General features: G+C 63.3%; 21 protein-coding genes. 8 read left to right on the top strand and 13 right to left on the bottom strand.

The annotated features are described in order from the left end of the window. Window position 1 precedes the first annotated feature (1 nt). From folC to prmB, 7 genes are all read right to left on the bottom strand, one after another. On the bottom strand, window positions 2–1,258 hold the full coding sequence (gene folC, locus R3E77_05760) for a bifunctional tetrahydrofolate synthase/dihydrofolate synthase (GenBank protein MEZ5498924.1): 1,257 nt from the start codon (window positions 1,256–1,258) through the stop codon (window positions 2–4). Between the two features lie 16 nt (window positions 1,259–1,274). After that, window positions 1,275–2,141, bottom strand: coding sequence for an acetyl-CoA carboxylase, carboxyltransferase subunit beta (accD, locus tag R3E77_05755; GenBank protein MEZ5498923.1), 867 nt, complete (start codon window positions 2,139–2,141; stop codon window positions 1,275–1,277). 20 nt (window positions 2,142–2,161) lie between these two features. Continuing rightward, complete coding sequence (truA, locus tag R3E77_05750) at window positions 2,162–2,962, bottom strand: tRNA pseudouridine(38-40) synthase TruA (protein ID MEZ5498922.1); 801 nt, start codon at window positions 2,960–2,962, stop codon at window positions 2,162–2,164. A 14-nt stretch (window positions 2,963–2,976) separates the two neighbouring features. Then, window positions 2,977–5,940 (bottom strand): FimV/HubP family polar landmark protein, encoded by a 2,964-nt coding sequence (locus R3E77_05745; GenBank protein MEZ5498921.1) that lies wholly within the window; start codon window positions 5,938–5,940, stop codon window positions 2,977–2,979. Window positions 5,941–6,038: 98 nt separating this feature from the next. Then, complete coding sequence (locus tag R3E77_05740) at window positions 6,039–7,064, bottom strand: aspartate-semialdehyde dehydrogenase (GenBank protein MEZ5498920.1); 1,026 nt, start codon at window positions 7,062–7,064, stop codon at window positions 6,039–6,041. Between the two features lie 18 nt (window positions 7,065–7,082). Beyond that, a complete protein-coding gene (gene aroC / locus R3E77_05735; protein MEZ5498919.1) occupies window positions 7,083–8,186 on the bottom strand; it encodes a chorismate synthase in 1,104 nt (367 codons plus the stop codon). Then, on the bottom strand, window positions 8,186–9,106 hold the full coding sequence (prmB, locus tag R3E77_05730) for a 50S ribosomal protein L3 N(5)-glutamine methyltransferase (GenBank protein MEZ5498918.1): 921 nt from the start codon (window positions 9,104–9,106) through the stop codon (window positions 8,186–8,188). The genes aroC and prmB overlap by 1 nt, the downstream gene beginning before the upstream one ends. Here prmB and R3E77_05725 point away from each other — a divergent pair. From R3E77_05725 to R3E77_05710, 4 genes are read left to right on the top strand one after another with little or no spacing between them, the layout of a single operon-like run. Continuing rightward, complete coding sequence (locus R3E77_05725) at window positions 9,105–9,725, top strand: SCO family protein (GenBank protein MEZ5498917.1); 621 nt, start codon at window positions 9,105–9,107, stop codon at window positions 9,723–9,725. The genes prmB and R3E77_05725 overlap by 2 nt on opposite strands. Further along, entirely contained in the window at window positions 9,722–10,588 is an 867-nt protein-coding gene (gene asd, locus R3E77_05720) for an archaetidylserine decarboxylase (protein MEZ5498916.1), read from the top strand. Before R3E77_05725 ends, asd begins: the two co-directional genes overlap by 4 nt. Next, on the top strand, window positions 10,581–11,546 hold the full coding sequence (epmA, locus tag R3E77_05715) for an EF-P lysine aminoacylase EpmA (protein MEZ5498915.1): 966 nt from the start codon (window positions 10,581–10,583) through the stop codon (window positions 11,544–11,546). Before asd ends, epmA begins: the two co-directional genes overlap by 8 nt. Beyond that, window positions 11,543–12,010: a GAF domain-containing protein gene (locus tag R3E77_05710; GenBank protein MEZ5498914.1), complete on the top strand. Its 468-nt coding sequence runs from the start codon at window positions 11,543–11,545 to the stop codon at window positions 12,008–12,010. Before epmA ends, R3E77_05710 begins: the two co-directional genes overlap by 4 nt. An 11-nt stretch (window positions 12,011–12,021) precedes the next feature. On the opposite strand, the gene efp is transcribed toward R3E77_05710, so the two are convergent. Next, a complete protein-coding gene (gene efp / locus R3E77_05705; protein MEZ5498913.1) occupies window positions 12,022–12,588 on the bottom strand; it encodes an elongation factor P in 567 nt (188 codons plus the stop codon). A 245-nt stretch (window positions 12,589–12,833) separates the two neighbouring features. Between efp and R3E77_05700 the strand changes: the two genes are divergently transcribed. After that, window positions 12,834–14,891: an EAL domain-containing protein gene (locus tag R3E77_05700; GenBank protein MEZ5498912.1), complete on the top strand. Its 2,058-nt coding sequence runs from the start codon at window positions 12,834–12,836 to the stop codon at window positions 14,889–14,891. A 10-nt stretch (window positions 14,892–14,901) separates the two neighbouring features. Here R3E77_05700 and parC read toward each other — a convergent pair whose 3' ends face one another. From parC to R3E77_05675, 5 genes are all read right to left on the bottom strand, one after another. Then, a complete protein-coding gene (gene parC / locus R3E77_05695) occupies window positions 14,902–17,202 on the bottom strand; it encodes a DNA topoisomerase IV subunit A (protein ID MEZ5498911.1) in 2,301 nt (766 codons plus the stop codon). Then, the gene (gene parE, locus R3E77_05690; protein ID MEZ5498910.1) at window positions 17,166–19,067 is read right to left on the bottom strand and encodes a DNA topoisomerase IV subunit B; all 1,902 of its coding nucleotides are present in this window, start codon (window positions 19,065–19,067) and stop codon (window positions 17,166–17,168) included. The genes parC and parE overlap by 37 nt, the downstream gene beginning before the upstream one ends. 74 nt (window positions 19,068–19,141) lie before the next feature. Continuing rightward, complete coding sequence (locus tag R3E77_05685; GenBank protein ID MEZ5498909.1) at window positions 19,142–19,756, bottom strand: DUF3501 family protein; 615 nt, start codon at window positions 19,754–19,756, stop codon at window positions 19,142–19,144. Next, the gene (locus tag R3E77_05680) at window positions 19,746–21,083 is read right to left on the bottom strand and encodes a heterodisulfide reductase-related iron-sulfur binding cluster (GenBank protein ID MEZ5498908.1); all 1,338 of its coding nucleotides are present in this window, start codon (window positions 21,081–21,083) and stop codon (window positions 19,746–19,748) included. Before R3E77_05680 ends, R3E77_05685 begins: the two co-directional genes overlap by 11 nt. A 106-nt stretch (window positions 21,084–21,189) precedes the next feature. Beyond that, a complete protein-coding gene (locus R3E77_05675) occupies window positions 21,190–21,603 on the bottom strand; it encodes a rubrerythrin family protein (GenBank protein MEZ5498907.1) in 414 nt (137 codons plus the stop codon). A gap of 175 nt (window positions 21,604–21,778) precedes the next feature. Here R3E77_05675 and R3E77_05670 point away from each other — a divergent pair, with 175 nt between their 5' ends. The 3 genes from R3E77_05670 to dxs are packed head-to-tail and all read left to right on the top strand — an operon-like array spanning window position 21,779 to window position 24,892. Beyond that, the gene (locus R3E77_05670) at window positions 21,779–22,036 is read left to right on the top strand and encodes an exodeoxyribonuclease VII small subunit (protein MEZ5498906.1); all 258 of its coding nucleotides are present in this window, start codon (window positions 21,779–21,781) and stop codon (window positions 22,034–22,036) included. Beyond that, window positions 22,005–22,955 carry a polyprenyl synthetase family protein gene (locus R3E77_05665; GenBank protein ID MEZ5498905.1) on the top strand — a complete coding sequence of 317 codons (951 nt, stop codon included), beginning with the start codon at window positions 22,005–22,007 and terminating at the stop codon, window positions 22,953–22,955. Before R3E77_05670 ends, R3E77_05665 begins: the two co-directional genes overlap by 32 nt. A 29-nt stretch (window positions 22,956–22,984) precedes the next feature. Further along, window positions 22,985–24,892 (top strand): 1-deoxy-D-xylulose-5-phosphate synthase, encoded by a 1,908-nt coding sequence (dxs, locus tag R3E77_05660; protein MEZ5498904.1) that lies wholly within the window; start codon window positions 22,985–22,987, stop codon window positions 24,890–24,892. Window positions 24,893–24,914 lie beyond the last annotated feature (22 nt).

Raw genomic sequence — 24,914 nt, 5'->3', positions numbered from 1 at the left:
ATCAGTATATCCCGAGCCATGCCAGCGCCGGCCCCACGACATGGAATGAACCGAAGACCACGATGCGATCGCCGGGCTCGGCTTCATCGCGCACGCGCTGGCATGCCTCGGCGACGGATGTGCAGCGCAGTACGACCTGGAACCCATCGCCAAGCCGGGCCGCCACATCATCTGCCGTCAGACCGCGAGGATCGTCGATGTCGCAAAGCACCCAGCGATCGACCTGAGCGCGCAATGCCGATGCGCACCCGTGCGGGTCCTTGTCCGACAGGAAACCGGCGATTGCCCAGCAAGTACGGGGCCTTTGCAACTGTGCGAGGTTCCGTGCCAACTCCTCCGCCGCGGGAACATTGTGCGCCACATCGAGCAGCCACTCGCAGCTATCGACATGGCGCTGCATGCGGCCCGGCAGGGACAGGGCCGACAGCGCCGAATTCAACCGCTTCGCGTCGGGTAGCGGCCAGCGGCCAAGTTGCTCCCATGCCGCCATCGCCGCCGCGAGGTTCCCGGCTTGTGCGTGACCCATGAGCGGTGGTGCGGCAAGGCCCCGGCGCACCGTGCGGGTGCCGCGGTAACACCAACCGCCGTCTGCGCAGGCGAAACTCACGTCTTCGCCGACCTGCACTACCTTCGATCCAAGCTCGCGCAGCTGGCCATGAAGGGTTGTCGGCAACGGCTCGGGGCCGAGCACCACGGGCCTGCCACGTCGCGCGATACCGGCTTTTTCACGGGCAATGTCATCGAGCGTATTGCCGAGCCATGCCATGTGATCGAAACCGATCGATACGATGACGGCGACATCTGCAGCGACGATATTGGTCGCATCGAGCCGTCCCCCGAGGCCGACCTCGAGGATCATCAGGTCGACCTGCTGGTCGCGAAATATGCAAAGCGCCGCAAGCGTGTTGAATTCGAAGTAAGTCAGACTGATTCCGCCGCGCGCAGCGTCCACGGACTCGAGCGCCGCCACGATGGTGGCATCGTCCGCCTGACGGGAGTCGACGCGGATACGTTCATTGAAACGCAAAAGGTGCGGCGAACTGAATACGCCGTAATGACGGCCGGCGGCAGCGGCAATAGCCGCAAGATAAGCAACCGTCGAGCCCTTGCCGTTGGTGCCTGCCACGGTGATGCACGGCGGGGGCGCGTCCAGCAACCCGAGTCTGCGTGCAACCGCCGCGACACGTTCAAGGCCAAGGTCGATTCCCTGGCTATGAACCGAGCTGATCCGCTCGAGCCAGGCCTCGAGTCCGCTCATCGGACGACCGGCAGGGTCAGGCAGCCTGCTGCGGCGGTCGCCGCATCAGAAGGCGCAGCAACGCGGCAATGCGCGATCGCATGTCACGTCGATCGACTATCATGTCGATCGCGCCGTGCTCGAGCAGGAATTCGCTGCGCTGGAACCCTTCGGGCAGAGTCTCGCGAACCGTTTGCTGTATGACCCGGGGCCCCGCGAAACCGATCAACGCCTTGGGTTCGGCGATGTTGATGTCCCCCAGCATTGCGAGGCTTGCCGACACGCCACCGGTGGTCGGATCCGTCAGCACGGAAACATAGGGCATGTGCGCCTGGGCCAATCGCGCCAGTGCCGCGCTGGTCTTGGCCATCTGCAGCAACGACAGCAGCGCCTCCTGCATGCGCGCACCGCCACTCGATGAAAAGCAAATGAGCGCGCGCCGCTCGGAAATCGCGAGGTCCACGGCACGCTTGAAGCGTTCACCGACGACCGATCCCATGGAGCCGCCGAGAAAGCGGAACTCGAACGCGCAGGTGACGACCGGTTGGCCTTCGAGCGTGCCCGTGAACACGATCAGCGCATCTTTCTCTCCAGTGCTGCGTTGTGCCGCACTCAGGCGATCGCGATAGCGTTTGCTGTCCTTGAAACGCAGCGGATCCAGAGGTGCTACCTCGGCGCCGAGTTCATCGATGCCGTCGGGGTCGAGGAACATGACCAAACGCTCGCGCGCGCCGATACGCATGTGGTGCGCGCACTTGGGGCAGACGTTCAGGTTGCGTTCGAGTTCGGCGCGATAGAGGACCGCATCGCAGGCAGAGCACTTGATCCACAAGCCCTCGGGCACCGAGCGGCGGCGGCGCTCGGTCTTGATGCGCGAGGGCATGATTTTCTCGAACCACGACATGGCTGGTCCCCGGCTTACGCCTATGGCTGCATGATAGCCGATTGCAATGACCTGAAGTCGCGCGCCTCGGGGAGGCGGAACGCGGCTGGGTAGTGCACGGCCTGCAGCGCCAGCCCGCAGGCGGGGGCAGTAGGCGGCGCCAACCTGCGATCGCGGCTCGCCAGCAGGCCATGCACGCAGTCGCTTCGCTCGCGGCCCTGTCCGACTGCAACGAGCAGGCCGACGAGATTGCGCATCATGTGCTGTACGAATGCATTGGCAGTGACCACGACGCTCACCCACTCGCCCCTGCCATCGACCGCGATGCGATCCACCCGGCGAACCGGCGATGCGGCCTGGCATTCTGCGGCACGCAGGGCGCTGAAGTCGTGCTCGCCGAGGCAATGCGCTGCGGCTTCCCGCATGGCATCGCAATCGAGGCCATCACGCAGCCACCAGAAATATTGCCTGGCGATGGCTGGCCGGGTTGCGCGACACAGGAGGAGGTAGCGGTAGGTGCGTGCCAGCGCACTGTAGCGGGCGTGGAAGTGCCCGGGCACGGGCCGCACCCAACGCACGGTGATATCGGGTGGCAGCGCGCTATTGAGCCCGAGCGTCCAGCCTCGCAGGCTGCGGCGGGCGGCGGTATCGAAATGCACCACCTGGCCAAAGGCGTGCACGCCCGCGTCGGTACGCCCGGCTACCGTGCAATGGATTGGTTCGTCGCCGACCTGTGACAAGGCCGCCTGAAGCACTTGCTGCACGCTCGGTGCATCGGCTTGCGACTGCCAGCCGGAATATGCACCGCCGTCATACTCGATGGCCGCTGCATAGCGGCGCACGGGTGCGCTCGCGTTCAGCCGGGAAGCGACTCGATTAGACGCTGCGCTTCCTGTTTCTGCGACACCGAACCTTCGTGCAGGACTTCTTCGAGAATGTTACGCGCGCCGTCCGGATCGCCCATGTCCATGTAGGCGCGAGCCAGATCGAGCTTCGTACCAACCTCGCTCATGGTCACCGGATCGAGGTCGGGAAGTGCCAGACTGTCCGCTGTAACTCGTTGCGTCTTTGTGTACTGCACATCGCTCGTGTGCTCCGCAGCGCCAACATCGAGATCGAGGCCATTCGTGTGGGTCGCGCCAGCGGCGTGTTCGCCCACATCAAGGTCGAGGTCGATGTCGCTGCCATTGGCGCCCATGGCGCGAAGCCGCGCAGTCGAGGATGCATCGTCTGCGTCATCCATCTGCCGCAACGACGCCGTCGCGTTCGGATCGAAATCCGTCTCTGACATCGAACGCGCCGCGGCTCGCTCCATGATCGTTCGCGATTTCTCATCGAGTCCTGCAACCATGGTTGGCGTGTCGGCGTTGACTTCGGCATCGTCATCGTCGCCGGCGAGCTCTGCTTCCAGAGCTCCAACATCGAGGCCAAGGTCGTCGATTGCGAGCTCGGCTGTCTCATCGCCGGCGTTCGACTTGCTCTTGATCGCGAACTCGACCTTCTGCTGAATCGTCGCGCCCGTATTGGTGAGCGCTGGCTGCTCGACGGTTGGCGCCTCGCTCGCTTCGAACGGCGATGGCTGTTCGGCGGTGTCGCCGCGCTGCGAGTCGTCGAGGCCAAAATCGAGATCGAAATCGTCGCCGCCCGCTGGCAGCTCATCCGCCGGCATCTCGACGGTGCGATTGGTGGTCGTGCTCCCCGAGCGCAGGTTCTCGGTACGGTTGCGCGCCGTGTCACCGGTGGACTCAGGGGCGCCATCGAACACGAAATCAAGATCGTCTTCGCTGACTGCCTTGGATTCGCCGGTCGGATCCTTGTCACCGAGCGCACTGGCGAAGTCCATATCGACGTCGGGCCCCGGTGCCAGCTGGCTCGCCTCCGCGCCCGCGAGATCGAAATCGAGCGCGCCGGCATCGCCGCCGACGAGATCGATATCCAGGCCGCCGGCGGCTGCGCCACTCGATGCGGCGCCGGCGAACAAGGGGTCCTCGGGGGCAATCTGCTTGCCCATGATGACCACCTTGTCCCACTCGCCCTCGCCCGCTTCGGCGCGGGAGCCATCGAGTTCGCGCGCAGTCGCAAGGAACTGATCCTTGTTGCCCCAGACGAAGAAGATCTCGAGGAGCTTCAACTTGAGATCGCGGCGCTCGGGTTCTCGCGCAATGGCGATGCGCACGAGATCCGCCGCCTGGTCATACAGGCCATAGGCCATGTGGAAATCGGCATCCGCGAGCGGATCACCCTGGTCAAGACTGATCGCCGTCTCGCCGCTGATGGTGTCGTCGGCCCGGACTGTCGTGGCCTTGAACTCGCCGGTCGCATCGATGCGCGGCTGCTCGTGGGTGCCTGACTCCTCGACCACGAACGGCTGCTCGCGCACACCGGTCATGTTGGATGTGTCACCGACGCGGCCATCGCCGAAGCCAACCGGCTCCGCAGCCGCCGAACCGAGTCGACCCAGTGAATCGAGGGAATCGGTCTCAGCCCGCTCGCGATATTTTCGCCAGCCAAAGAGGCCCAGCAAGGCAGCGATCAGCAGCGCGGGAACCCACCAGAAGGACTTCAGCAGGTCCAGAATACCGCCGCCACTGTCTTCAACCGGTGGCGTCGGCCGGCGCGTCACCGCGCCAGGTGCCTGTTCAGCAGGTTCTCCGCCCGGCGCCCCGACCTCTGCGGCGGCTTGTTGCTCTGCCTCCGACGGTGCGGTCGCCTCGGGTGTGGTCTCCTCGCCCGCGCCAGCTTGCCCGGCTGCAACCTGCTCTGCAGGCTCCGCAGGCTGTTCGCTCACCGCGGCTTCGGTCTCACCGGGGCCGGCGCCAGCCGCAGCGCCCTGCAACTCGGAAACCTCGGCCTCCGCGGCGCCACCGAGCTGGGACTGGAGTTTTGCCAATTCAGCGTTCTTGAGGTCGAGCAGCCGGCGCGATTCGGCCAGCTGCGACTCGAGCTCGGCGACACGGGCCTGGAGCGATGCGGCTTCCGCACCGCCGGCGCTGATCGTCTCACCACCGGGTTCACCCGGTGTGACGAGTCGCAGGCGATCGCCCGATGTGCTGCCGGTGCCGCGGTTGCGGCCGGCCCAGCTGGCGTACTGGCTGCGAATTTCCGCAGACGCTTCGCTTGCGCCGATCGCCGCCACGGCGCCGCTGTCCGGGATGCGCAGGACCGTTCCCGCGCGCAATTCGTTCATGTTGCCATTGAAGGCATCCGGGTTGGCGCGATAGATGCCGACCATCAGTCGCTCCGAATTGGAGCCGCCCGCATATTGGCGCGCAATGCGCGAAAGGTAGTCGCCCCGCTGGACCCGGTAGCTGTCGCCACCCGCAGCGGTCGTGCTCACCGCCGGCCGATCGATCTGGCCGCTGCGGGTTGAGCCGGTCGTAGGCGCGCTCACCGGTGCGCTGCTGCTCGCCTGCTGGTTGGGTGTGAACACGGGCGGATCGAGCAATACGGTGTATTCACGGACCAGCCGTCCGCGGGCCCAATTGACCTCGATGAGCATGGTCACGAACGGCTCGGTGATGGTCTGCGCCGAGGTAACCTTGAGTACGCTGCGGCCATCGCTACCCTGCGTTACTCGCACCTTGACGGAAGCCAAAAACTGAGGCCAATCAAGGCCATAGCGTGTAAATGTGTCCCGCGAAGCAAGCCCGGCCTTGAGACCGTTCAACTCCTCTGGCGTCGCCTCGAGAAGTTCGATTTCCGCGTCGAGCGGAGCATTCAGCGTCGAATTGAGGCGGATGTCCCCAAGACCGAGCGCAAATGCCGCTGCCGGCAATCCGGCCAGCAAAACCATCGCACGCCCCAAGAACTTAGCGACCATTTCCACTCCCCAGGTACGAATTCGCGACCTAACCCACGAAAAAACAAGCAGTTAGAGATAAACCGCTACACCGCGCAAGCACGCGCGGCGAATATAACTTATATCCAGTCGCGGACCAAAATTTCCGCGATCTGCACACTGTTGGTTGCGGCACCTTTACGCACATTGTCAGCCACGATCCAGAGGTTAAGCCCCCGCTCGTGGCTGATATCTTGACGTATTCTGCCCACGTAAACTGTGTCGCGGTTCGCTGCCTCGGTGGCAGCAGTGGGATATCCACCACGTCTGCGCTCGTCCAGCACTGTGATTCCCGGTGCTTTTCTCAACAGATCCGTCGCCTCGGAAACTGTGATCGGTTTCCGGGTTTCGATGTGCACGGCTTCGGAGTGGCCGAAGAACACCGGCACGCGCACTGCCGTGGGATTCACCCGAATGTTTTCATCGCCGAGGATCTTGTGGGTCTCCCAGACCATTTTCATTTCTTCTTTTGTGTAGCCGTTGTCCTCGAAACGGTCGATTTCCGGCACGACGTTGAACGCAATCTGCTTGGCGACGACTCGTGGCGTGACGGGACCCTTGCCCGAGAGCAACGCGGCTGACTGCTCGGCAAGCTCTTCGAGCGCCTCGCGGCCGGCGCCGGATACCGATTGATAGGTCGCAACGTTGATGCGCTCGATGCCGACGGCGTCGTGTATGGGCTTGAGGGCAACGACCATCTGGATCGTCGAACAGTTGGGATTGGCAATGATGCCGCGCTTCTTGTAGTGCGCGATCGCGTCGGGATTGACCTCCGGGACGACCAGCGGGATATCGTCCTGGTAGCGAAACTCGGACGTGTTGTCGATGACAATGCACCCGGCGGCAGCTGCGCGTGGCGCATGAACGCGCGATATTTCACCACCCGCGGAGAACAGGCCGATCTCGGCGCGCGAGAAATCGAAGCCATCGAGTTCGAGCACCGGCTGGCTGCGGCCGCGGAATTGCACGGTCTTGCCGAGCGAGCGGTTGCTGGCGAGCGGGTAGAGTTCGCCGACGGGGAAATCGCGCTCTTCCAGAACCTGCATCATGGTCTCGCCGACCAGTCCGGTAGCGCCAACGACGGCAACCCTGAAACTCTTGCTCATAACGGTATCTGCTGACTCTCAGTCGGTGTTGGATGGTTTGATCACGGGGGTCGTACATTTTACATCGGCATTCTGGGCGCGATTTCGCAGGAAGTGATCCATAAGTACGAGCGCCAGCATGGCCTCTGCGATCGGTGGCGCGCGCAGCGCCACACAAGGATCGTGGCGCCCGGTCGTGACGATCTCGACCGCATTGCCAGCGACATCGATTGTTGCACCAGGCACCTGGATGCTTGAAGTCGGCTTGAAGGTCACCCTGACCTCGATAGCCTGGCCGCTCGAGATACCCCCGAGCACGCCACCGGCGTTGTTCGAGGCGAAGCCCGCCGGCGTGAGCACATCACGATGCTCACTACCGCGCTGCCTCGCCGCGCGAACGCCAGCGCCGATCTCGACCGCCTTCACCGCGTTGATTCCCATCATGGCATGCGCGATGTCAGCATCGAGCCGGTCGAACACCGGCTCGCCAAGGCCCGGCGGGACGCCGTCGGCGCGCACGGTGATCGCCGCGCCGACCGAATCACCCGCACGGCGCAATTCCCAGATGAGCGCTTCGAGCTCCGCGACCCGTGCCGGATCGGGGCAAAAGAAAGGGTTGCTGTCGGCTGCCTCGAGATCGATGGGATCGAATTCAAGCTCGCCGCATTGCTGAAGCACGGCACGGATCGAAATCCCGACACGCTCGCGCAAATACTTGCGTGCAATGGCGCCGGCCGCCACGCGCATGACGGTCTCGCGCGCCGAGGAGCGCCCACCACCGCGGTGGTCACGCCGGCCGTACTTGTGCATGTACGTGTAGTCGGCATGACCCGGGCGGAACCGGTCCTTGATCCTGTCGTAGTCCCGCGCCCGCGCATCGGTGTTGGCGATGAGCAGACCAATCGGCGTACCGGTCGTCAGGCCTTCGAAAACTCCGGAGAGGATCTGCACGTCATCGTCCTCGCGGCGCTGGCTCACGAATTGCGACGTGCCGGTACGGCGTCGATCGACGTCCGCCTTGATATCGGCGACCTGCAGAGGAAGCCCGGGCGGACAACCATCGACGATGCAACCGAGCGCCGGCCCATGGCTCTCGCCGAAGGTGGTCACCGTGAACAACTTGCCGAAACTGTTACCCGACATCAGTTCAACTGCTCCGCATTCAACATGAACACGCCGCCGCCGCCTCGCTCGAACTCGAGCCACAGGAAGGGCAGCCTTGGCCACTCGCGCTCGACCGCCCGCTGCGAGTTGCCGACCTCCACGATCAGCAACCCCCGCGGACGCAGATGCTGTCGAGCCTTCTGCAGGATCACCCGCACCGCATCGAGTCCACGCACTCCGGCCGCAAGCGCCAGCCTTGGCTCGTGGCGAAACTCAGCCGGCAAGCCGCGCAATTCGCCACTGCTCACATAGGGTGGATTGCTGATGATGATATCGTAGCGCCGCCTGCCGAGCGGCGAGAAATAACTCCCTTCGAACAGCTTCACCCTGCGCGTCAGACGGTGTCGCCGGACGTTGCCCGCCGCGACTTTCAGCGCATCGCGCGAGACATCGACCGCATCGACCCGAAGATCGGGCAGGAAACGAGCGGCGGCACAGGCAATGCATCCGGAGCCGGTGCCAAGATCGAGCAAACGGCGCGGCTCACGATCCGCAAACCAGGGCTGAAATCGTTCCTCGATCAGCTCGGCCAGCGGCGATCGGGGAATCAGCACTCGCGGATCGACGGCAAACGGCAGTCCGGCGAACCAGGCTGTTCCCGTTAGATAAGGCAGTGGCAAACGCTCATCGATACGGAGCATGGCCAGACTCTCGATCCGGCGCAGCCGGACCGACGGTACGGTTCTGCGGTAGTGACCGGGCTTAGCCGGATAGGGAAAGCGCATGACGTGCCAGACGAGCGCGGCGGCCTCATCAGCCGCATTCGCGGTGCCGTGCCCATAATGCAACCTGGCGCGTCGAAAACGCGCCTGCACCAACGCGATTGCGTCCGCGACAGTCAGCGCGCGGGCAGGCCGCCGGCGCGATTGGATCGGTCGCCTGTGGGATAATCGACTCATGGCTTTCAATCGTAACTGGGTGTTGCTCGCCTTGCTCGCGGTACTTGGTACCGTGGCCGGGGCCTGGGTCGGAATCGCAAGCCGCGCGCAGCCACCGCAGCTGCAATCCGGCACGCTGTATCCGGCGCCCCGCCCGCTGCCGCCATTCGCATTGCGCAGTGCCGACGGCAGGCCAATTGCGAACGCCGATCTCAACGGTCACCCGACGATTCTCTTCTTTGGTTTCACCAACTGCCCGGATGTCTGCCCCACGACGCTTGCGCTCATTGCTGAAGTACAACGCCGCCAGCCGGTGCCTGGGCTTCAGATCTGGTTCGTGAGTGTCGACCCGCGTCGCGACACGCCGCAGCGGCTTGCCGCCTATCTGCATGGTTTTGCCGCCGCGATCACAGGCGTGACCGGCGAGGCGAAGCCGCTGGCCGATTTTGCGACAGCACTCGGCATCGCGGTTGCGGAAGTGGCTTTGCCCGGAGGGGACTACACCGTCGACCACACCGCCGCATTGTTGGTGCTGAACGACCGTGGCGCCGAGGTCGCCGTATTCACGCCACCACATGAGCGCGACGCCCTGGTGCGCGATCTGCAGGCCCTCAGGCCTTTGCTCAGCTCAGGCGGTTGACCACGTTGCGCCCGTTCGTCCTGCTGCAGTTCCTGCTGCCAAAACAGCTGCTGACTGCCGCGCTGCACTGGCTGGCCCGGGTGCGCTGCAGGCGCCTGCAGCAATGGCTGATCAGGGGCTTCATGGCGGTCTTCAAACCGAACCTCGAAGAGGCTGCACGACCCGACCCGCGCGACTACGCGACCTTCGCCGAATTCTTCACGCGCGGTTTACGCCCCGGTGCACGGCCGCTCGATGCCGATCAACGCGCAGTGCTCTCTCCCTGCGACGGACGCGTGAGCGAATGCGGCGCCATCACTGCCGGCCGGTTGCTGCAAGCCAAAGGACGACTCTACGGCGTGAACGAGCTGCTCGCGGGCGATACCGATCTGTCCGCGCGTTTCGAGCAAGGTACGTTCATCACGATTTATCTCGCGCCCTTTGACTACCATCGCGTGCATATGCCGCGCACGGCGCGCCTGCTGCGCAGCGCGCATGTGCCAGGCCAGCTATTCAGTGTCAATGCGCGCACCGCCGCCACCGTGCCGCGACTCTTTGCGCGCAACGAACGCCTGATTTTCGAGTTTGCCGAAGCCGATGGCAGCCGATTTGTCATGCTGTTGGTCGGTGCGCTCAATGTCGGCAGTATGGAGAGCATCTGGCACGGCGAACTGCGCCCCCGGGGCCGCGGCGCGGCCATCGCGCTCACGTCGCCTGCTCCCGGCGAAGCGCAACTCAATGCCGGCGATGAAATGGGCCGTTTCAATTTCGGCTCGACGGTCATTTGTCTCTTCGAGCCGGGCGCGGTGGCGCTCGATCCGCAGGTGGCGGTGAGCATGCAGTTGCGCATGGGCCAACGCATCGGCCGCAGGACCCATGGCTGAGACCTATCCACCATGGCATTGCGGCATTTCGCGCGAGCGCCTGCGCCAACGCGCCGACGCGCTGGCCCGTGCACGCGAATTCTTTCGCGCACGCTCCATCATGGAGGTCGACACGCCCATCGTGGTCGGCAATGCGGTGACCGACGCAAATATCGAATCCGCAGCGGTCGTGACGCCAGGTGGTCGGTCTTTTCTGCACACGTCCCCGGAGTACGCCATGAAACGTCTGCTGGCGGGTGGAAGTGGCGATATCTACCAGATCTGTCATGTCGTGCGCGATGGTGAATCCGGCCGGCACCACAATCGCGAATTCACCATGGTCGAGTGGTATCGCCGCGACCATACAATGGAGGCCATGGCGCGCGAGACAGCGGCATTCGTCACATATCTGCTGGCCCGCGATCTACCGGTCCGTCTCCTCAGCTACCGCGATGCCTTCGGACAATTCCTGCAATTCGACCCGCGCGGCGCCGGGGTCGATGAGTGGCGCGAGCTGGCGCTGCGCCGAGGTGCGCGCGCGGAGCTCGCGGGCGAGCTCGATGCGGCCGGCATCGGCGATCTGCTGTTTGGACAATTCATTGCGCCACAGCTCGGGCGCGGCGAAATCTGCGTACTACATCGCTACCCAGCCACCCAGGCCGCCCTGGCGCGCACCGATCCTCGCGACCCTGAGGTCGCATTGCGCTTCGAGCTGATCCTGGAGGGCCTGGAACTCGCCAACGGCTTCGAAGAGCTTGCCGATGCCCGAGAGCAGCGGCAAAGATTCGAACGCGATCTCGCGATGCGTCGCGAGCGCGGTCAACCCGCTCATGCCCTGGACGAACGATTACTCGAGGCAATTGCCGCCGGCATCGGCCAGTGCTCGGGTGTCGCGGTTGGTTTCGACCGTGTCCTGATGTTGGCAACGCGGTGCGAACGAATCGACGAAGTATTGCCCTTTGCGGGAGCCCGCGCATGAGCCAGCCAACGACCGACTACAATGCACTCAATCGCGACCTCGCCCATCTGCTTGCCGGCGAGAGCGACATGATCGCAAATGCCGCGAATACCGCCGCACTCGTGTTCGAGCGACTCGCGGACATCAACTGGGCGGGCTTTTATCTGCTTCGTGACGGGGAACTGGTGCTCGGCCCCTTTCAGGGTCGCCCAGCGTGCGTTCGCATTGCACTCGGCCGCGGCGTTTGTGGCAGCGCTGCACTCGAGCGGCGCACCATCGTGGTCGAGGACGTGCATCAGTTTCCAGGCCATATCGCCTGCGACGCCGCATCCCGGTCCGAGATCGTCATACCGTTGATTCGCGGGTCCGAATTGATCGGCGTGCTCGATATCGACAGTCCAAGCCACGCGCGGTTCGGCGACAGTGATCGCCGCGGCCTCGAGCAATGCGCGGCGACCTGGCTGGCAGCGCTGGGGGATCGCTAGCCGACTCGCCGTTATCTGGCGCGCGAAATGTACTCGCCAGTGCGCGTATCGACGCGAATGACCTCACCTTCGTTGATGAACAGCGGAACGCGTACGACCGCACCGGTTTCCAGGGTCGCGGGTTTTTGACCGCCGGTTGCGGTATCGCCGCGCACGCCAGGATCGGTCTGCACGATGGTGAGTTCGATGTGCGGCGGCGCAGCGATGGCGAGTGGCACGTTGTTCCACAGCGTCACGACGCATACCGTGCCGTCCTTGAGCCACTGGGCGGCATCTCCAACGGCGGCCTCGCCAGCCGTGTACTGCTCGAAGTTATCCGGCACCATGAAGTGCCAGAAGTCGCCGTCCTTGTAGAGGTATTGCATGTCGACATCCATGACATCGGCTGCCTCTACCGATTCACCGGAACGAAATGTACGTTCGATGACGCGACCGGTCTTGAGGTTACGGATCTTGACGCGATTGAACGCCTGGCCCTTGCCGGGCTTGACGAATTCATTCTCGACGATCGCATAGGGATCGCCGTCGAGCAAAATCTTCAATCCTGAGCGAAACTCGTTCGTGCTGTAATTGGCCATCGCAATACTCTCAATACCGGGTGCTCCGGGCCGCGCCCGGGGAAAAAGGCCGCGTATGATACCACCGCCCGCAAGGAGCGCGAGCGAGTCACCGCATGCGTCAAAATGCTGGCGCCGCAGGGCCCGAATGCGAATGGTGCAAAACCTGCATCGACAGACTGTGAGCCAGCCGCCTCCGGCGCGCGAGGCGGTCGGTGCTAGAATGCCTTCGCTTGCAGGACAGCAACTGCCTACAGGGAGGACAATTGTCGGAGTCGTCACCCGTCCCGGTCATTGTACTGGCGCCATCGCGCGAACCGGTCGAGACCATCAACAGTGTGTTACGCCGCGCCGGGCAACCCGCCCACTGCACCTGGATACCCTCGCTCAACGATCTGCTCGATGCGTTGACGCAGATCAATCCGGAGCTGCTTGTCGCATGGACCAAGAACCCTGAGGAATTGGCCGAGGCGGCGCGCGTGCGCGACATGGGAGCGCCGCAATTGCCTATGGTTGCGCTCGATTCCAGGGCCGACGAGGAGACCATCGCGCGCGCGATGCAGCGCGGCGCCCGCGACGTAGTCACCACCGGCAATCTCGAACGGCTCGAAGCGGTCCTGATGCGCGAGCTGCGCTCCTTTCGACTCGAGCGCGCGTTCGACAACACCCTCAAGTCCGCGCACGAATATCGCCGTCAGTTGCAGACGGTGCTCGAACGCTCGAACGATGCCATCGCGCAGGTTCAGGAGGGCATCGTCGTTGGTGTCAACGAATCATGGCTCGAACTGTGGGGTCTCGATGAAGATGCCGCCATGGTTGGCCAGCCGCTGATGGATTTCTTCGACTTGACGTCGCACGCGGCGCTCAAAGGCGCGTTGCACGCCGCTTTGCAGGGACAATGGAGCGATCACAGCCTCCAGGTGAGCGCTGCGCTTGCCGATGAGACCACCCTGCCGCTCGAGATCGTGCTCTCACCTGGCGAATTCGATGGCGACCCCTGCGTACGATTGCTCGTGCCGGCGCAGCGGCGGGACGTATCCCGGATCGCGGACGAATTGGCCGACACTGTCAAGCGCGATCCCCTGACCGGCCTGCTCGGCCGGCGAGCAGTCCTGGAAGCCGTAACCGAACGTGCGGGCAATGTTGCCACGGCCGGTGTCCGCTATTGCGCATTGATTCGCATGGACAAGTTCGCCACCATCGAACGCGACCTGGGACTGCGGGGTAGCGACGAGGTTCTTGCTCGAAGCGCCGGCGTGCTCCGTGATCATCTCAACAAGAAGGATATCGCCGGCCGTTTCTCGGGTGCCGCATTCCTCGCGCTTATCGAGCGCGGCAACCAGCACGATGTCGAGACCTGGGCAACACAGTTCGTAGCGGCAATCTCCGCGCAGGTATTCACCCATGGCAGCAAGACCGTGCGCGTAACCTGCACCATCGGGCTCGGCGTCGTGCCGCATGCCGAGCCGGATGCCGAAGCCGCGATCATGGACGCCATCGAAGCTGCGCGCCGCGCGCGCCGCAGTGGCGGCAACCAGTTCTATCTCTACGATCGCGCCGACACGGATTCGCGCGTACAGGCCTACGACAAGATCTGGGTCAAGCACATCAAGTCGGCCTTGATGGAAAACCGCTTCCGCCTCGTGCAGCAGCCGATCGCGAACCTGCGAGGCGAAGAGTCACACATGCTCGACGTGCTGGTGCGCATGCTCGATCACCAGGGCAAGGAAGTGCTGCCGTCGGATTTCATCGCGGCGGCCGAGCGCAACAACTTGATGAAAAACATCGACCGCTGGGTTATCGGAGCATCGATGTCATTTGCAATGCAGCGCAAGCCGCGATGCCTTTTCGTGCGGCTGTCCAGGGACTCCACCCTGGATGCGGCACTGCCCGAGTGGTTGGACGCGCAGCTCAAGACGAGCCGTTCCGACCCGCAGCGCATCTGCTTCCAGATCACCGAGCAGATTGCGGAAAGCCATGGGCAGAGCGTTCACATGCTGATGAAGCTTCTGAAGCAACGCGGGTTTCAACTGGCACTCGAGCGATTCGGCAGCGGCCGTCACTCGGAGGATCTGCTCTCTTCGATGCCGCTCGATTTCGTCAAGATAGATGGCGCCATCATCCAGAACCTGCGCCGGGACGTCGATCAACAACAGCTCGTGCGCACTCTGGTTGGGGCGGCGAAAGCGAACGATGTCGAGACCATCGCCGAGCGCGTCGAAGATGCCAACACGATGGCTACGCTGTGGCAGCTCGGGGTGCAGTTCATCCAGGGATTCTTCGTGCACGCGCCCGAAGAAGTAGTAATGCACGCCGAGCGCTGAGCTGGCGGCGCTAGCCGCCTGCCACTTCGATGTGCGTGATGTTGTTGCGCCAGTTGCGCGGCAACATCGCACCGCGCTGAGCGCGCTGGCCCCGATATGGCACGAGGTCCGAAGGCCCGAGGGACATGCGCCGTCCGCCGACATGCAAGGCAAGCGTTGCCTGGGGCGCAAAGGCGAGCATCGCCACCAGCACCTCTTCGCGCGAAGCGGCCTTCTTGGTTGCGATGCCGAACAACTTGTTGCCCTTGCCGCGCGCGAGCTCTGGCACATCGGCGATGGGCAATACCAGCAACCTGCCCGTACTGGTCGCGAGCGCGAGCTGTGTTGCCTCGGACGCAACGGGACAGGGCGGCAAGACGAGCGCGCCCGCTGGCACTTTCAATACGGCCTTGCCCGCACGATTTCGTGAGTGCAGTTCCTTGAGCCTCACGGTAAAGCCGTAACCGGCATCGCTTGCAATGAGCCACAGATCTTCTGGCTCACCTATCAATGTGCCGCGAAACCGCGCGCCATCAGGCGGATTGAAACGCCCCGACAGCGGCTCCCCGAGACCACGTGCAGATGGCAGGGTATGCGCGGGCACGCTATAGGCGCGGCCCGTGGAATCAATGAACACGGCGAGCTGAGTGCTCTTGCCGCGCGCACTCGCCTGGAATGAATCGCCACCGCGGTAGCTGAGGGTGGCGGGGTCGATATCATGGCCCTTCGCCGTACGCACCCAGCCGCCTTCGGAGAGCACGACCGTGACGGGTTCGCTTGCGACCAGTTCGCTCGCGTCAATCGCCTGCGCGGCCTCGCGCTCGACGAGGCGGCTCCGCCGCTCGTCACCGAATTTCTCCGCATCAGCCGCCAGTTCCGATGCCACCAGTTTCTTCAGTTTGGCCTTGCTTTTCAGAAAGGACTCGAGCTCCGCCTGCTCCTCACGCAACGCCTTCTGCTCGTCGCGAATCTTCATTTCCTCGAGCTTCGCGAGGTGACGGAGTTTGGTCTCGAGGATGGCCTCTGCCTGCGCATCGCTCAACTTGAAGCGTTTCATCAGCACCGGTTTGGGCTCATCCTCGCGCCGGATGATGCGGATGACCTCATCGAGGTTGAGGTAGACGACCAGGAGGCCATCGAGTATGTGCAAGCGGCGCGACACCTTGTCCAGCCGCCACTGCAGCCGCCTGGTCACCGTTGCAGTACGAAACTGCAACCACTCCGTCAGCAGTTCGCGAAGCGGCATGACCCGCGGTCGCCCGTCGAGACCAATTATGTTGAGATTGACGCGGTAGTTGCGCTCCAGATCGGTCGTGGCGAACAGATGTGCCATCAATTGTTCGACATCGGTGCGCTTGCCGCGCGGGACGATCACCAGGCGGGTCGGGTTGCGATGATCCGACTCGTCGCGCAGGTCCTCGACCAAAGGCAGCTTCTTGGCACGCATCTGTTCGGCGATCTGCTCCTGGACGCGGGCACCCGAGACCTGATACGGAAGAGCCGTGATGACGATGTTGTCATCTTCGAGAATGTAGGTTGCACGCGCGCGGAAACTTCCGTTGCCGCTGTTGTAGATCTCCGTCAGATCGGCGCGAGGTGAAATGATCTCCGCCCCGGTCGGCAGGTCGGGGCCCTTGATATGCTTCATCAACGCGCGCGTCGTCGCCTCGGGCTCGTCGAGAAGATGCATGCAAGCGGCAGCGACTTCGCGCAGGTTGTGTGGCGGAATATCGGTCGCCATGCCGACTGCGATGCCCGAAGTGCCATTCAGCAGCAGATTGGGCAGGCGCGCTGGCAGCATGACCGGCTCTTCGAGCGTGCCGTCGAAATTCGCCGTCCAGTCGACCGTCCCCTCACCGAGTTCGCGCAACAGGACGTCGGCGTATCGTGTGAGCTTGGCCTCCGTGTAACGCATCGCTGCAAACGACTTGGGATCATCCTGCGAGCCCCAGTTGCCCTGTCCGTCGATCAACGGATAGCGATAGGCAAACGGTTGCGCCATCAACACCATGGCTTCGTAGCAGGCGCTGTCGCCGTGCGGGTGGAATTTGCCTATGACATCACCCACCGTGCGTGCGGACTTCTTGTGTTTGGATACCGCGGACAGACCGAGCTCGCTCATCGCATAGACGATGCGGCGTTGCACGGGCTTGAGGCCATCGCCGATCGCCGGTAGTGCGCGATCGAGGATCACGTACATCGAGTAGTCGAGGTAAGCCTTCTCGGTGAAGCTGGCAAGTGCCAGACGCTCGATGCCCTCGAAATTGAGCTCCTGCGTCGCGCCGCCTTCGATACCTACACCTCGGCCAGATTTCCCTTTGTTTCGAGCCACTGCTTGCGGTCCCCTGCGCGCTTCTTGGCGAGCAACATGTCCATCAATTTGTCGGTCTCATCCCGCGCCTCGATCGTCAGCTGCACCAGGCGGCGCGTGCTCGGATCCATGGTTGTCTCGCGCAGTTGCGACGGATTCATCTCGCCGAGACCCTTGAACCTGGTGACCACTATCCTGGCCTTGACCTTGTCTGTCTCGAGCCGCGCAAGTGTTGCATCGCGCTCGGAATCGTCGAGCGCATACAGGACCTGCTTGCCCGCATCGATACGATACAGCGGCGGCATGGCCACGTAGACGTGGCCGTTGCTCACCAGCGGCCGGAAGTGGCGCAGGAAAAGTGCACACAGCAAGGTGGCGATATGCTGTCCGTCCGAGTCGGCGTCGGCGAGTATGCAGATACGACCATAGCGCAGATTGGTGATGTCGTTGCTGCCCGGGTCGACACCCAGCGCAACGCTGATATCGTGCACCTCCTGCGATGAGCCGATCTGTCCCGGCTCGAGTTCCCAGGTGTTCAGAATCTTGCCGCGCAGCGGCATGATCGCCTGGAAATCCTTGTCGCGCGCCTGCTTGGCCGAACCGCCGGCGGAATCGCCTTCGACGAGGAACAATTCCGAGCGCGCCGGGTCATCGCTCGCGCAATCTGCGAGCTTGCCAGGCAACGCTGGCCCGCTTGCGATGCGCTTGCGGGTGACACGTTGCGCCGCCTTCAGGCGTTCCTGGGCATTGGCGATCGCAAACTCCGCAATGCGTTCACCCGCGTCGGGGTGCTGGTTGAGCCACAGCGCCAGCGAGTCCTTGACATGCTGCTCGACGAGCGCCGCTGCATCGCGCGATGCGAGCCGTTCTTTCATCTGACCGGCGAACTGCGGGTCGTGAATCTTGGTCGACAGCACGTAGTTGACGTTCTGCCAGACGTCCTCCGGCGTCAATTTGACGCCGCGCGGCAGAAGATTTCGAAACTCGGCGAATTCACGCACGGCCTGCGCCGTACCCGTGCGAAGCCCGTTCACATGCGTGCCGCCGGCCGGCGTTGGAATCAGGTTGACGTAGCTCTCGGCAATCGCCTGGGCCGTCCCCGGGGACCACAGCAGCGCGTACTCGACGACGTGCAGGTCATCTTCGCGGCGATCGCAGACTGGTGCGTCCGGCAGGGTGTCGACCTTGCCGATCTCTTCGCTCAAATAGGCGCCCAGATCGCCCGTATAGAACCACTCGTCCTGTTCCTTGGTGGCTTCGTTCTGAAAGCGCACGCGAAGCCCGGGGCACAGTACGGCCTTGGCTTTCAGGACATGCTTGAGCTGGGGAACGGCAAACTTGTCGTGATCGAAGAACTTGACGTCGGGCCAGAAGCGAATCCGCGTGCCGGTGTTGCGTTGTCCGACGCTGCCAATTGCTTCAAGCCTGGAGGCGAGCTTGCCATCGCGGAAAGCGATGTTGTACTCCTTGCCATCGCGTTTGACCCAGCATTCGAGATGACTGGACAATGCGTTGACCACCGAAACACCGACGCCATGCAGGCCGCCCGAGAACTTGTAATTCTTGTCAGAGAACTTGCCGCCGGCATGCAGGCGCGTGAGGATGAGCTCGACCCCGGTCAGTTTCTCCTTGGGATGCTTGTCGACGGGCATGCCGCGCCCATCGTCGGCGACCTCGAGCGATCCGTCCTTGTACAGAACGACATCGAGTTGCTTGCAGTGACCGGCAATGGCCTCATCGACGCTGTTGTCGATGACTTCATGCGCCAGATGGTTCGGGCGGGTCGTATCGGTGTACATGCCGGGCCGCCGGCGCACCGGTTCGAGCCCGCTCAATACCTCGATGTCGGATGCAGAATAGCCCTGCGCCATTAGAACCTGTCTCATACGCCGCCTGTCAGTGCAGCGCCGGGCGGATTGTGACCGGCTTGGGCACCGGCCTCAAGTGGCAAGCGTTCGGCTCAGTGCAAGTCGGCGAGCAACGACAGTCGCAATGGCTCGGGAAGCGGCGCCATGGTCTCGTGGTATCGCGGATGATCGCAGCCGGCCGCGAGCGCTGCACCGGATTTCGCCGCGTCGACCATAGGTTGATCGAGCTCGAAACGCAGAAAGTGAACCGATGACGTCTTGTCCTCGTTCTCGCGTTCGAGGTCTTCATCAGCGATCGCATAGACCTTCGCGCAATCGCCCACACGCACCCAGCAGCGATCCTCCACGCCGATCAGCTGCCGTAGCCGCTCGGCGCGCACAGCCGGATCCGGGAACTCGATCAGCAGGGTCACTTTCCAGTTGCTGCCATCAGGTATCAGCGGGTTGTAGGCTGCCAGCTCATCGGCGATGCCCGCGGGCTCGAAAATGCGCTCGACCCGCAACATCTCCTGGATCTGGTACTGCACGGTCAGCCGGTCCTCGAAACACCAGGTCATGTTCGCACCGAGGCTGAGCTGCCTGTCGGCCTTGTGGCGGATGATGCGCTCGCGGAATGCCGGTCGCTCGGCCGCATAACGTTCGAGCGGCAGCAGATCGGCGCGGGTAAGCCGCCCGCTCCCCTGCACTCGTGCCTCGTCAGATGCCATAGGCGTGGCGCAAAAGGCTCAAGGGGTGTTCAGGCTTGGCACCGGACTCGAGCCCGCTTTCAATCTGATGGCCCGCCATCGGGCAATCGCTGCTGTAGTGGTCCGCTGCAGCCGCAGCAACGCGCTGCATGACTGGCCGGCCGATTTTCACTGACGCGGCGCGGTATTCCTCCTTGACAGCGTAGGTACCATTGTGACCCGAACAACGCTCGATCACCTCGATGGTCGTCCCGGGCACCAAAGCGAGCGCATCGCGGGTTTTGAGGCCGATGTTCTGCACGCGCAAATGGCAGGGCACGTGGTAGCTGACCTTGCCGAGCTGGTTCGCGAAATCGACTCTCAACAGCCCGTCCTTGTGCCGCAGCATCAAATACTCGAATGGATCGAAGATGCGCGAGCGAATCAGTGCGAGGTCTGCATCCTCCGGAAACATCAGAGGCAATTCCTGCTTGAACATCAAAACGCAGGAGGGAATCGGCGCCATCACATCGAAACCATCGTCGATGGCGGCCTTGAGGAGCGGCACGTTGCGCTCCTTGTAAGAAGCGACGGTCTGCAGATCGCCCAACTCGAGCTTCGGCATGCCGCAACACGCTGGCAAATCGAGCACACGGACCTCGATGCCATTGTGGGAGAGTATCGCCGCAAGATCTTCGACCAGCTGCGGTTCGTTGCGCTCGCCATAGCACGTGGCGAAAAGTGCCACCCGGCCGCGCGTCGTGCTGCCCGCCGTAGGCGGCACCAGCGCCGCCGGCACTTTGCGGGCTCGGCGAGTACCACTGCGCGAGTGATAGGTGGGTATAGGCGCATCGCGCGCGACGCCAAGTGTCTTTTGCAGTAACGCCCGCCCCGGTGCGGAACGATTGACGGCGTTGACGACCTCGGCCACGACCGGAATTCCCGCCAACCGCCCAACGGCAACCGTCGACGACAGCACGCGATCGCGCAGCGTCGGCCGTTTGGCCGCCGTTCGCGCCGCCTTGGCGCGCAGCATCAAGTGCGGAAAATCTACATTCCACTCATGCGGCGGCACATAAGGGCACTTGGTCATGTAGCACATATCACAGAGATAGCAGTGATCGACCACCTGCCAGTAGACCTTGCGATCGACGCCGTCGAGCTCGCCGGTGCTGCTTTCATCGATGGCGTCGAACAAGGTCGGAAATGCGTTGCACAGGGAAAAACATCTGCGACAGCCATGGCAGATATCGAAAACGCGCTCGAGCTCGGCGGTGAGGTTCTCGGTGTCGTAGAACTGCGGGTTCCGCCAATCGAGTGGATGACGCGTAGGCGCGTCGAGACTGCCTTCACGAGTCGATTTGTTCATTGGTTTCGCATTGCGCAGTGGTTAACGGACGCAGCGCCATGCCATCCGCACTCAGGCGGATGGCTGGCGCTTGCGCTGCCGGGCGATTTGCACCCGGCGCGACAGGTCAGATTGCGTCCAATGCCTTCTGGAAGCGATTGGCGTGCGAGCGTTCGGCCTTGGCAAGCGTCTCGAACCAGTCGGCGATCTCGCTGAATCCTTCGTCGCGCGCGGTCTTTGCCATGCCCGGGTACATGTCCGTGTACTCGTGCGTTTCGCCGGCGATCGATGCTTTCAGATTGAGCTTGGTGTCGCCAATTGGCAGGCCGGTGGCTGGATCGCCGACCGCCTCGAGATACTCGAGGTGGCCGTGGGCGTGGCCCGTTTCGCCTTCAGCTGTGGAACGAAACACAGCCGATACGTCGTTGAAACCCTCGACATCCGCCTTGGCTGCGAAATACAGATAACGGCGATTTGCCTGAGATTCGCCTGCGAAGGCGTCTTTCAGGTTTTTCTCGGTCTTGCTGCCCTTCAGATTCACGTGAGTCACTCCTGGAAATGATTTTAGACTAAGTCTAATTATAGCCAAAATGTACCGGAAGCGCCACGGCCGCGTCCGTGTGGTGAACCTCGGTGGTCGCCCTGGCCATGTGATTGACCATGACGATCACCGCTGTGTAACGTGCCGCTACCGCAGTACTGTCCGGGATGCCATTTTGACACGCAAAACTTCGCGCGCCCCTGATTTTGAGCAATCCATCGCCGCGCTCGAAGCGCTCGTAGAAAAACTGGAGCAAGGCGACCTGCCCCTGGAAGAGGCCTTGAAGAATTTCGAGAACGGTGTTGCCCTGACCCGGCAGTGCCAGAGCGCGCTGAAAGCCGCCCAGAGCAAAGTGGAAATCCTGGTCGCGGCACAGAACAAGAGCGAACTCGAGCCCTTCGATGATGACAGCGACGCAGCGGATGGCGAATGACGGCGCGAGTGGCCATGCAAACGCTACGCCCGCGCTAGCCCAAATTCTGGGCGAGCTGCGCCGGCGCAATGAGGCTGTGCTCGCTGCCATGCTGAGCGCCGAAGACGACGGCTGCACCCGCCTTGGTGAAGCCATGCGTTACGCCACCTTGGGCCAGGGCAAGCGCTTGCGCCCCTGCCTGGTGTATCTGACCGGCCAGTGTTTCAAGGCGCCGCTCGCCGCCCTCGACCAACCCGCAGCGGCGGTTGAATTGATCCATGCCTACTCCCTGGTCCATGACGACCTGCCCGCCATGGACAATGATGATCTTCGTCGTGGCCAACCAACCTGCCACCGCGCCTTCGACGAAGCAACCGCAATACTCGCTGGCGATGCACTACAAGCACTGGCTTTCGGCGCATTGGCAAGCGGCGTAACGGAAGCCGCACAGGCGTGCTCACGGGTACGCATGCTGCAGCTGTTGGCCGGAGCCACCGGTATCGGCGGCATGGCGGGCGGCCAGGCGATCGACCTGGCAGCCGTCGGCCGGCCCCTCGATGCCGCGCAGCTCGAGGCGATGCACCGTCGCAAGACCGGTGCGCTCATCGAAGCCAGCGTCATGCTGGGCGCAGCGGCGGCCGACGTGAACGAGCCGCAGCTGCTCGCACGGCTGTCGAGCTATGGTGCCGACGTCGGCCTCGCGTTCCAGATCCAGGATGACATCCTCGATGTCGAGGGTGACACGGCAACACTCGGCAAACGCACGGGCGCCGACCAGGCGCTCGCCAAACCAACCTTTCCGAGCGTTCTTGGCATGGCGGCTGCCCGTGAGCGTGCCCGCGCGCTTGCGGACAGGGCCAGCACGACTGCCCGCACGCTCGGACCCGACTGCGAAGTGCTTGCAGAGCTTGCGCACTGGCTGGTGCAGCGCCGACACTAGACCCTGGCTCGCAATATCAATACAAGCCCGTGAACTCCAAGGACAGCAAGCCGTATCCGCTGCTCGAGCGTATCGACTCGCCGCAGGACCTGCGGCGACTGCCGCTCGCCAAGCTGCGTACGCTCGCAAGCGAGTTGCGGCGCTATCTGATCGATACCGTCAGCACGCGCGGCGGGCATTTCGCGGCGGGCCTCGGCACGGTGGAACTGACGATTGCGTTGCACCACGTCTTCAATACCCCGGACGACCGTCTCATCTGGGACGTCGGCCACCAGGCCTATCCGCACAAAGTCCTGACCGGGCGGCGTAGCGAACTCGAGAGCATCAAGCAACCGGGCGGTCTGGCGCCGTTCCCGAGCCGCGAGGAAAGCCCCTACGATGCTTTCGGCGTCGGCCATTCCAGCACGTCGATCAGCGCGGCACTCGGCATGGCCGTCGCGTTCGCGCTCAAGGATCAACAGCGCCGCGTCATCGCTGTCATTGGCGATGGCGCGATGACAGCCGGCATGGCCTTCGAAGCGATGAATCACGCTGGCTCGCTGCCGGCCAACCTGCTGGTCATCCTGAATGACAATGACATGTCCATCTCCGAGAACGTCGGTGCCATGTCGCAGTACCTGGCGCGACTGCTGACGGGCCGCACCTACGTGGCATTGCGCGAGGGCAGCAAGAAAGTGCTGCGCCAGATGCCGACGGTGTGGGAACTCGCGCGTCGCTCGGAGGAGCACGTCAAGGGCATGGTGCTGCCCGGAACGTTGTTCGAAGAACTGGGCTTCAATTACATAGGTCCAGTCGACGGTCACGACCTGAAGACGCTTCTGTCGACCTTGCGCAATCTGCGCAAGCTCCGTGGCCCGCAGTTCCTGCATGTTGTTACGCGCAAGGGCAAAGGTTATGCCCCGGCCGAGGCCGACCCCATCACCTGGCATGGGCCGGGACCTTTCGACCCTGCGTCCGGCACCTTGCGCAAAGAGCGGCCGGGCACGCCGAGCTATTCGCAGGTCTTCGGCGAGTGGCTGTGCGCTGCCGCGGCCGCCGATCCACAAGTCATCGCCATCACGCCGGCAATGCGCGAGGGATCCGGCCTGGTGGAATACTCACGGCAGTTCCCGCAACGCTACTTCGATGTCGGCATTGCGGAGCAGCATGCGGTGACTTTCGCCGCCGGCCTCGCCTGCGAAGGCATGAAACCCGTCGTGGCCATTTACAGCACCTTCCTGCAGCGCGGCTACGATCAACTGATTCACGACGTCGCGCTGCAAAATCTCCCGGTCGTATTCGCGATCGATCGCGCCGGCCTCGTCGGAGGCGATGGCGCGACACACCAGGGCAGCTTCGACCTGAGCTACCTGCGTTGCCTGCCGAACATGACGGTGATGGCGCCTGCCGACGAGAACGAATGCTGGCAGATGTTGACGACGGCATTGCAACTCGGGTCGCCGGCCGCCGTGCGCTATCCGCGGGGCAGCGGTACGGGTATCGCGATCGAGCGCGAGTTCCGTGCGCTGCCTGTTGGCCGCGGGGAGCTGCGCAGGCGCGGCGCAAGCGGTCTCGCAATCCTGTGCTTTGGCACGTTGCTCGACAGCGCCCTCAGGGTCGGCGACGAGCTGGACGCGACGGTCTGCAACATGCGCTTCGTCAAACCGCTCGATGAGGAGCTGATTCAGGGATTGCTCGGCGAGCACCGGGCGCTGGTATGCCTCGAGGAGAACGTGATCGCAGGCGGTGCCGGGTCCGCAATTGCGGAATTTCTGGCCGCCCGCGATATCCAAGTACCGTTGTTGATGCTGGGCGTTCCGGACCGTTTTATCGAACATGGCTCACGACAGAGCTGCCTGATCGAGGCAGGCCTCGACCTTGCGAGTCTGCGCAACCGGATCGGCCGCTGGTGGACACGACAGAATCCTGCCCGCGCGCGGTCGGCAACCGGCTCCTGAACCCGACCGGGTTGCCGCCGGG

The sequence above is a fragment of the Steroidobacteraceae bacterium genome, from assembly GCA_041395505.1.
Taxonomy (GTDB): domain Bacteria; phylum Pseudomonadota; class Gammaproteobacteria; order Steroidobacterales; family Steroidobacteraceae; genus JAWLAG01.
The sequence above is the reverse complement of the archived record's forward strand: the minus strand, read 5'-3'. Positions and strand labels throughout refer to the sequence as shown.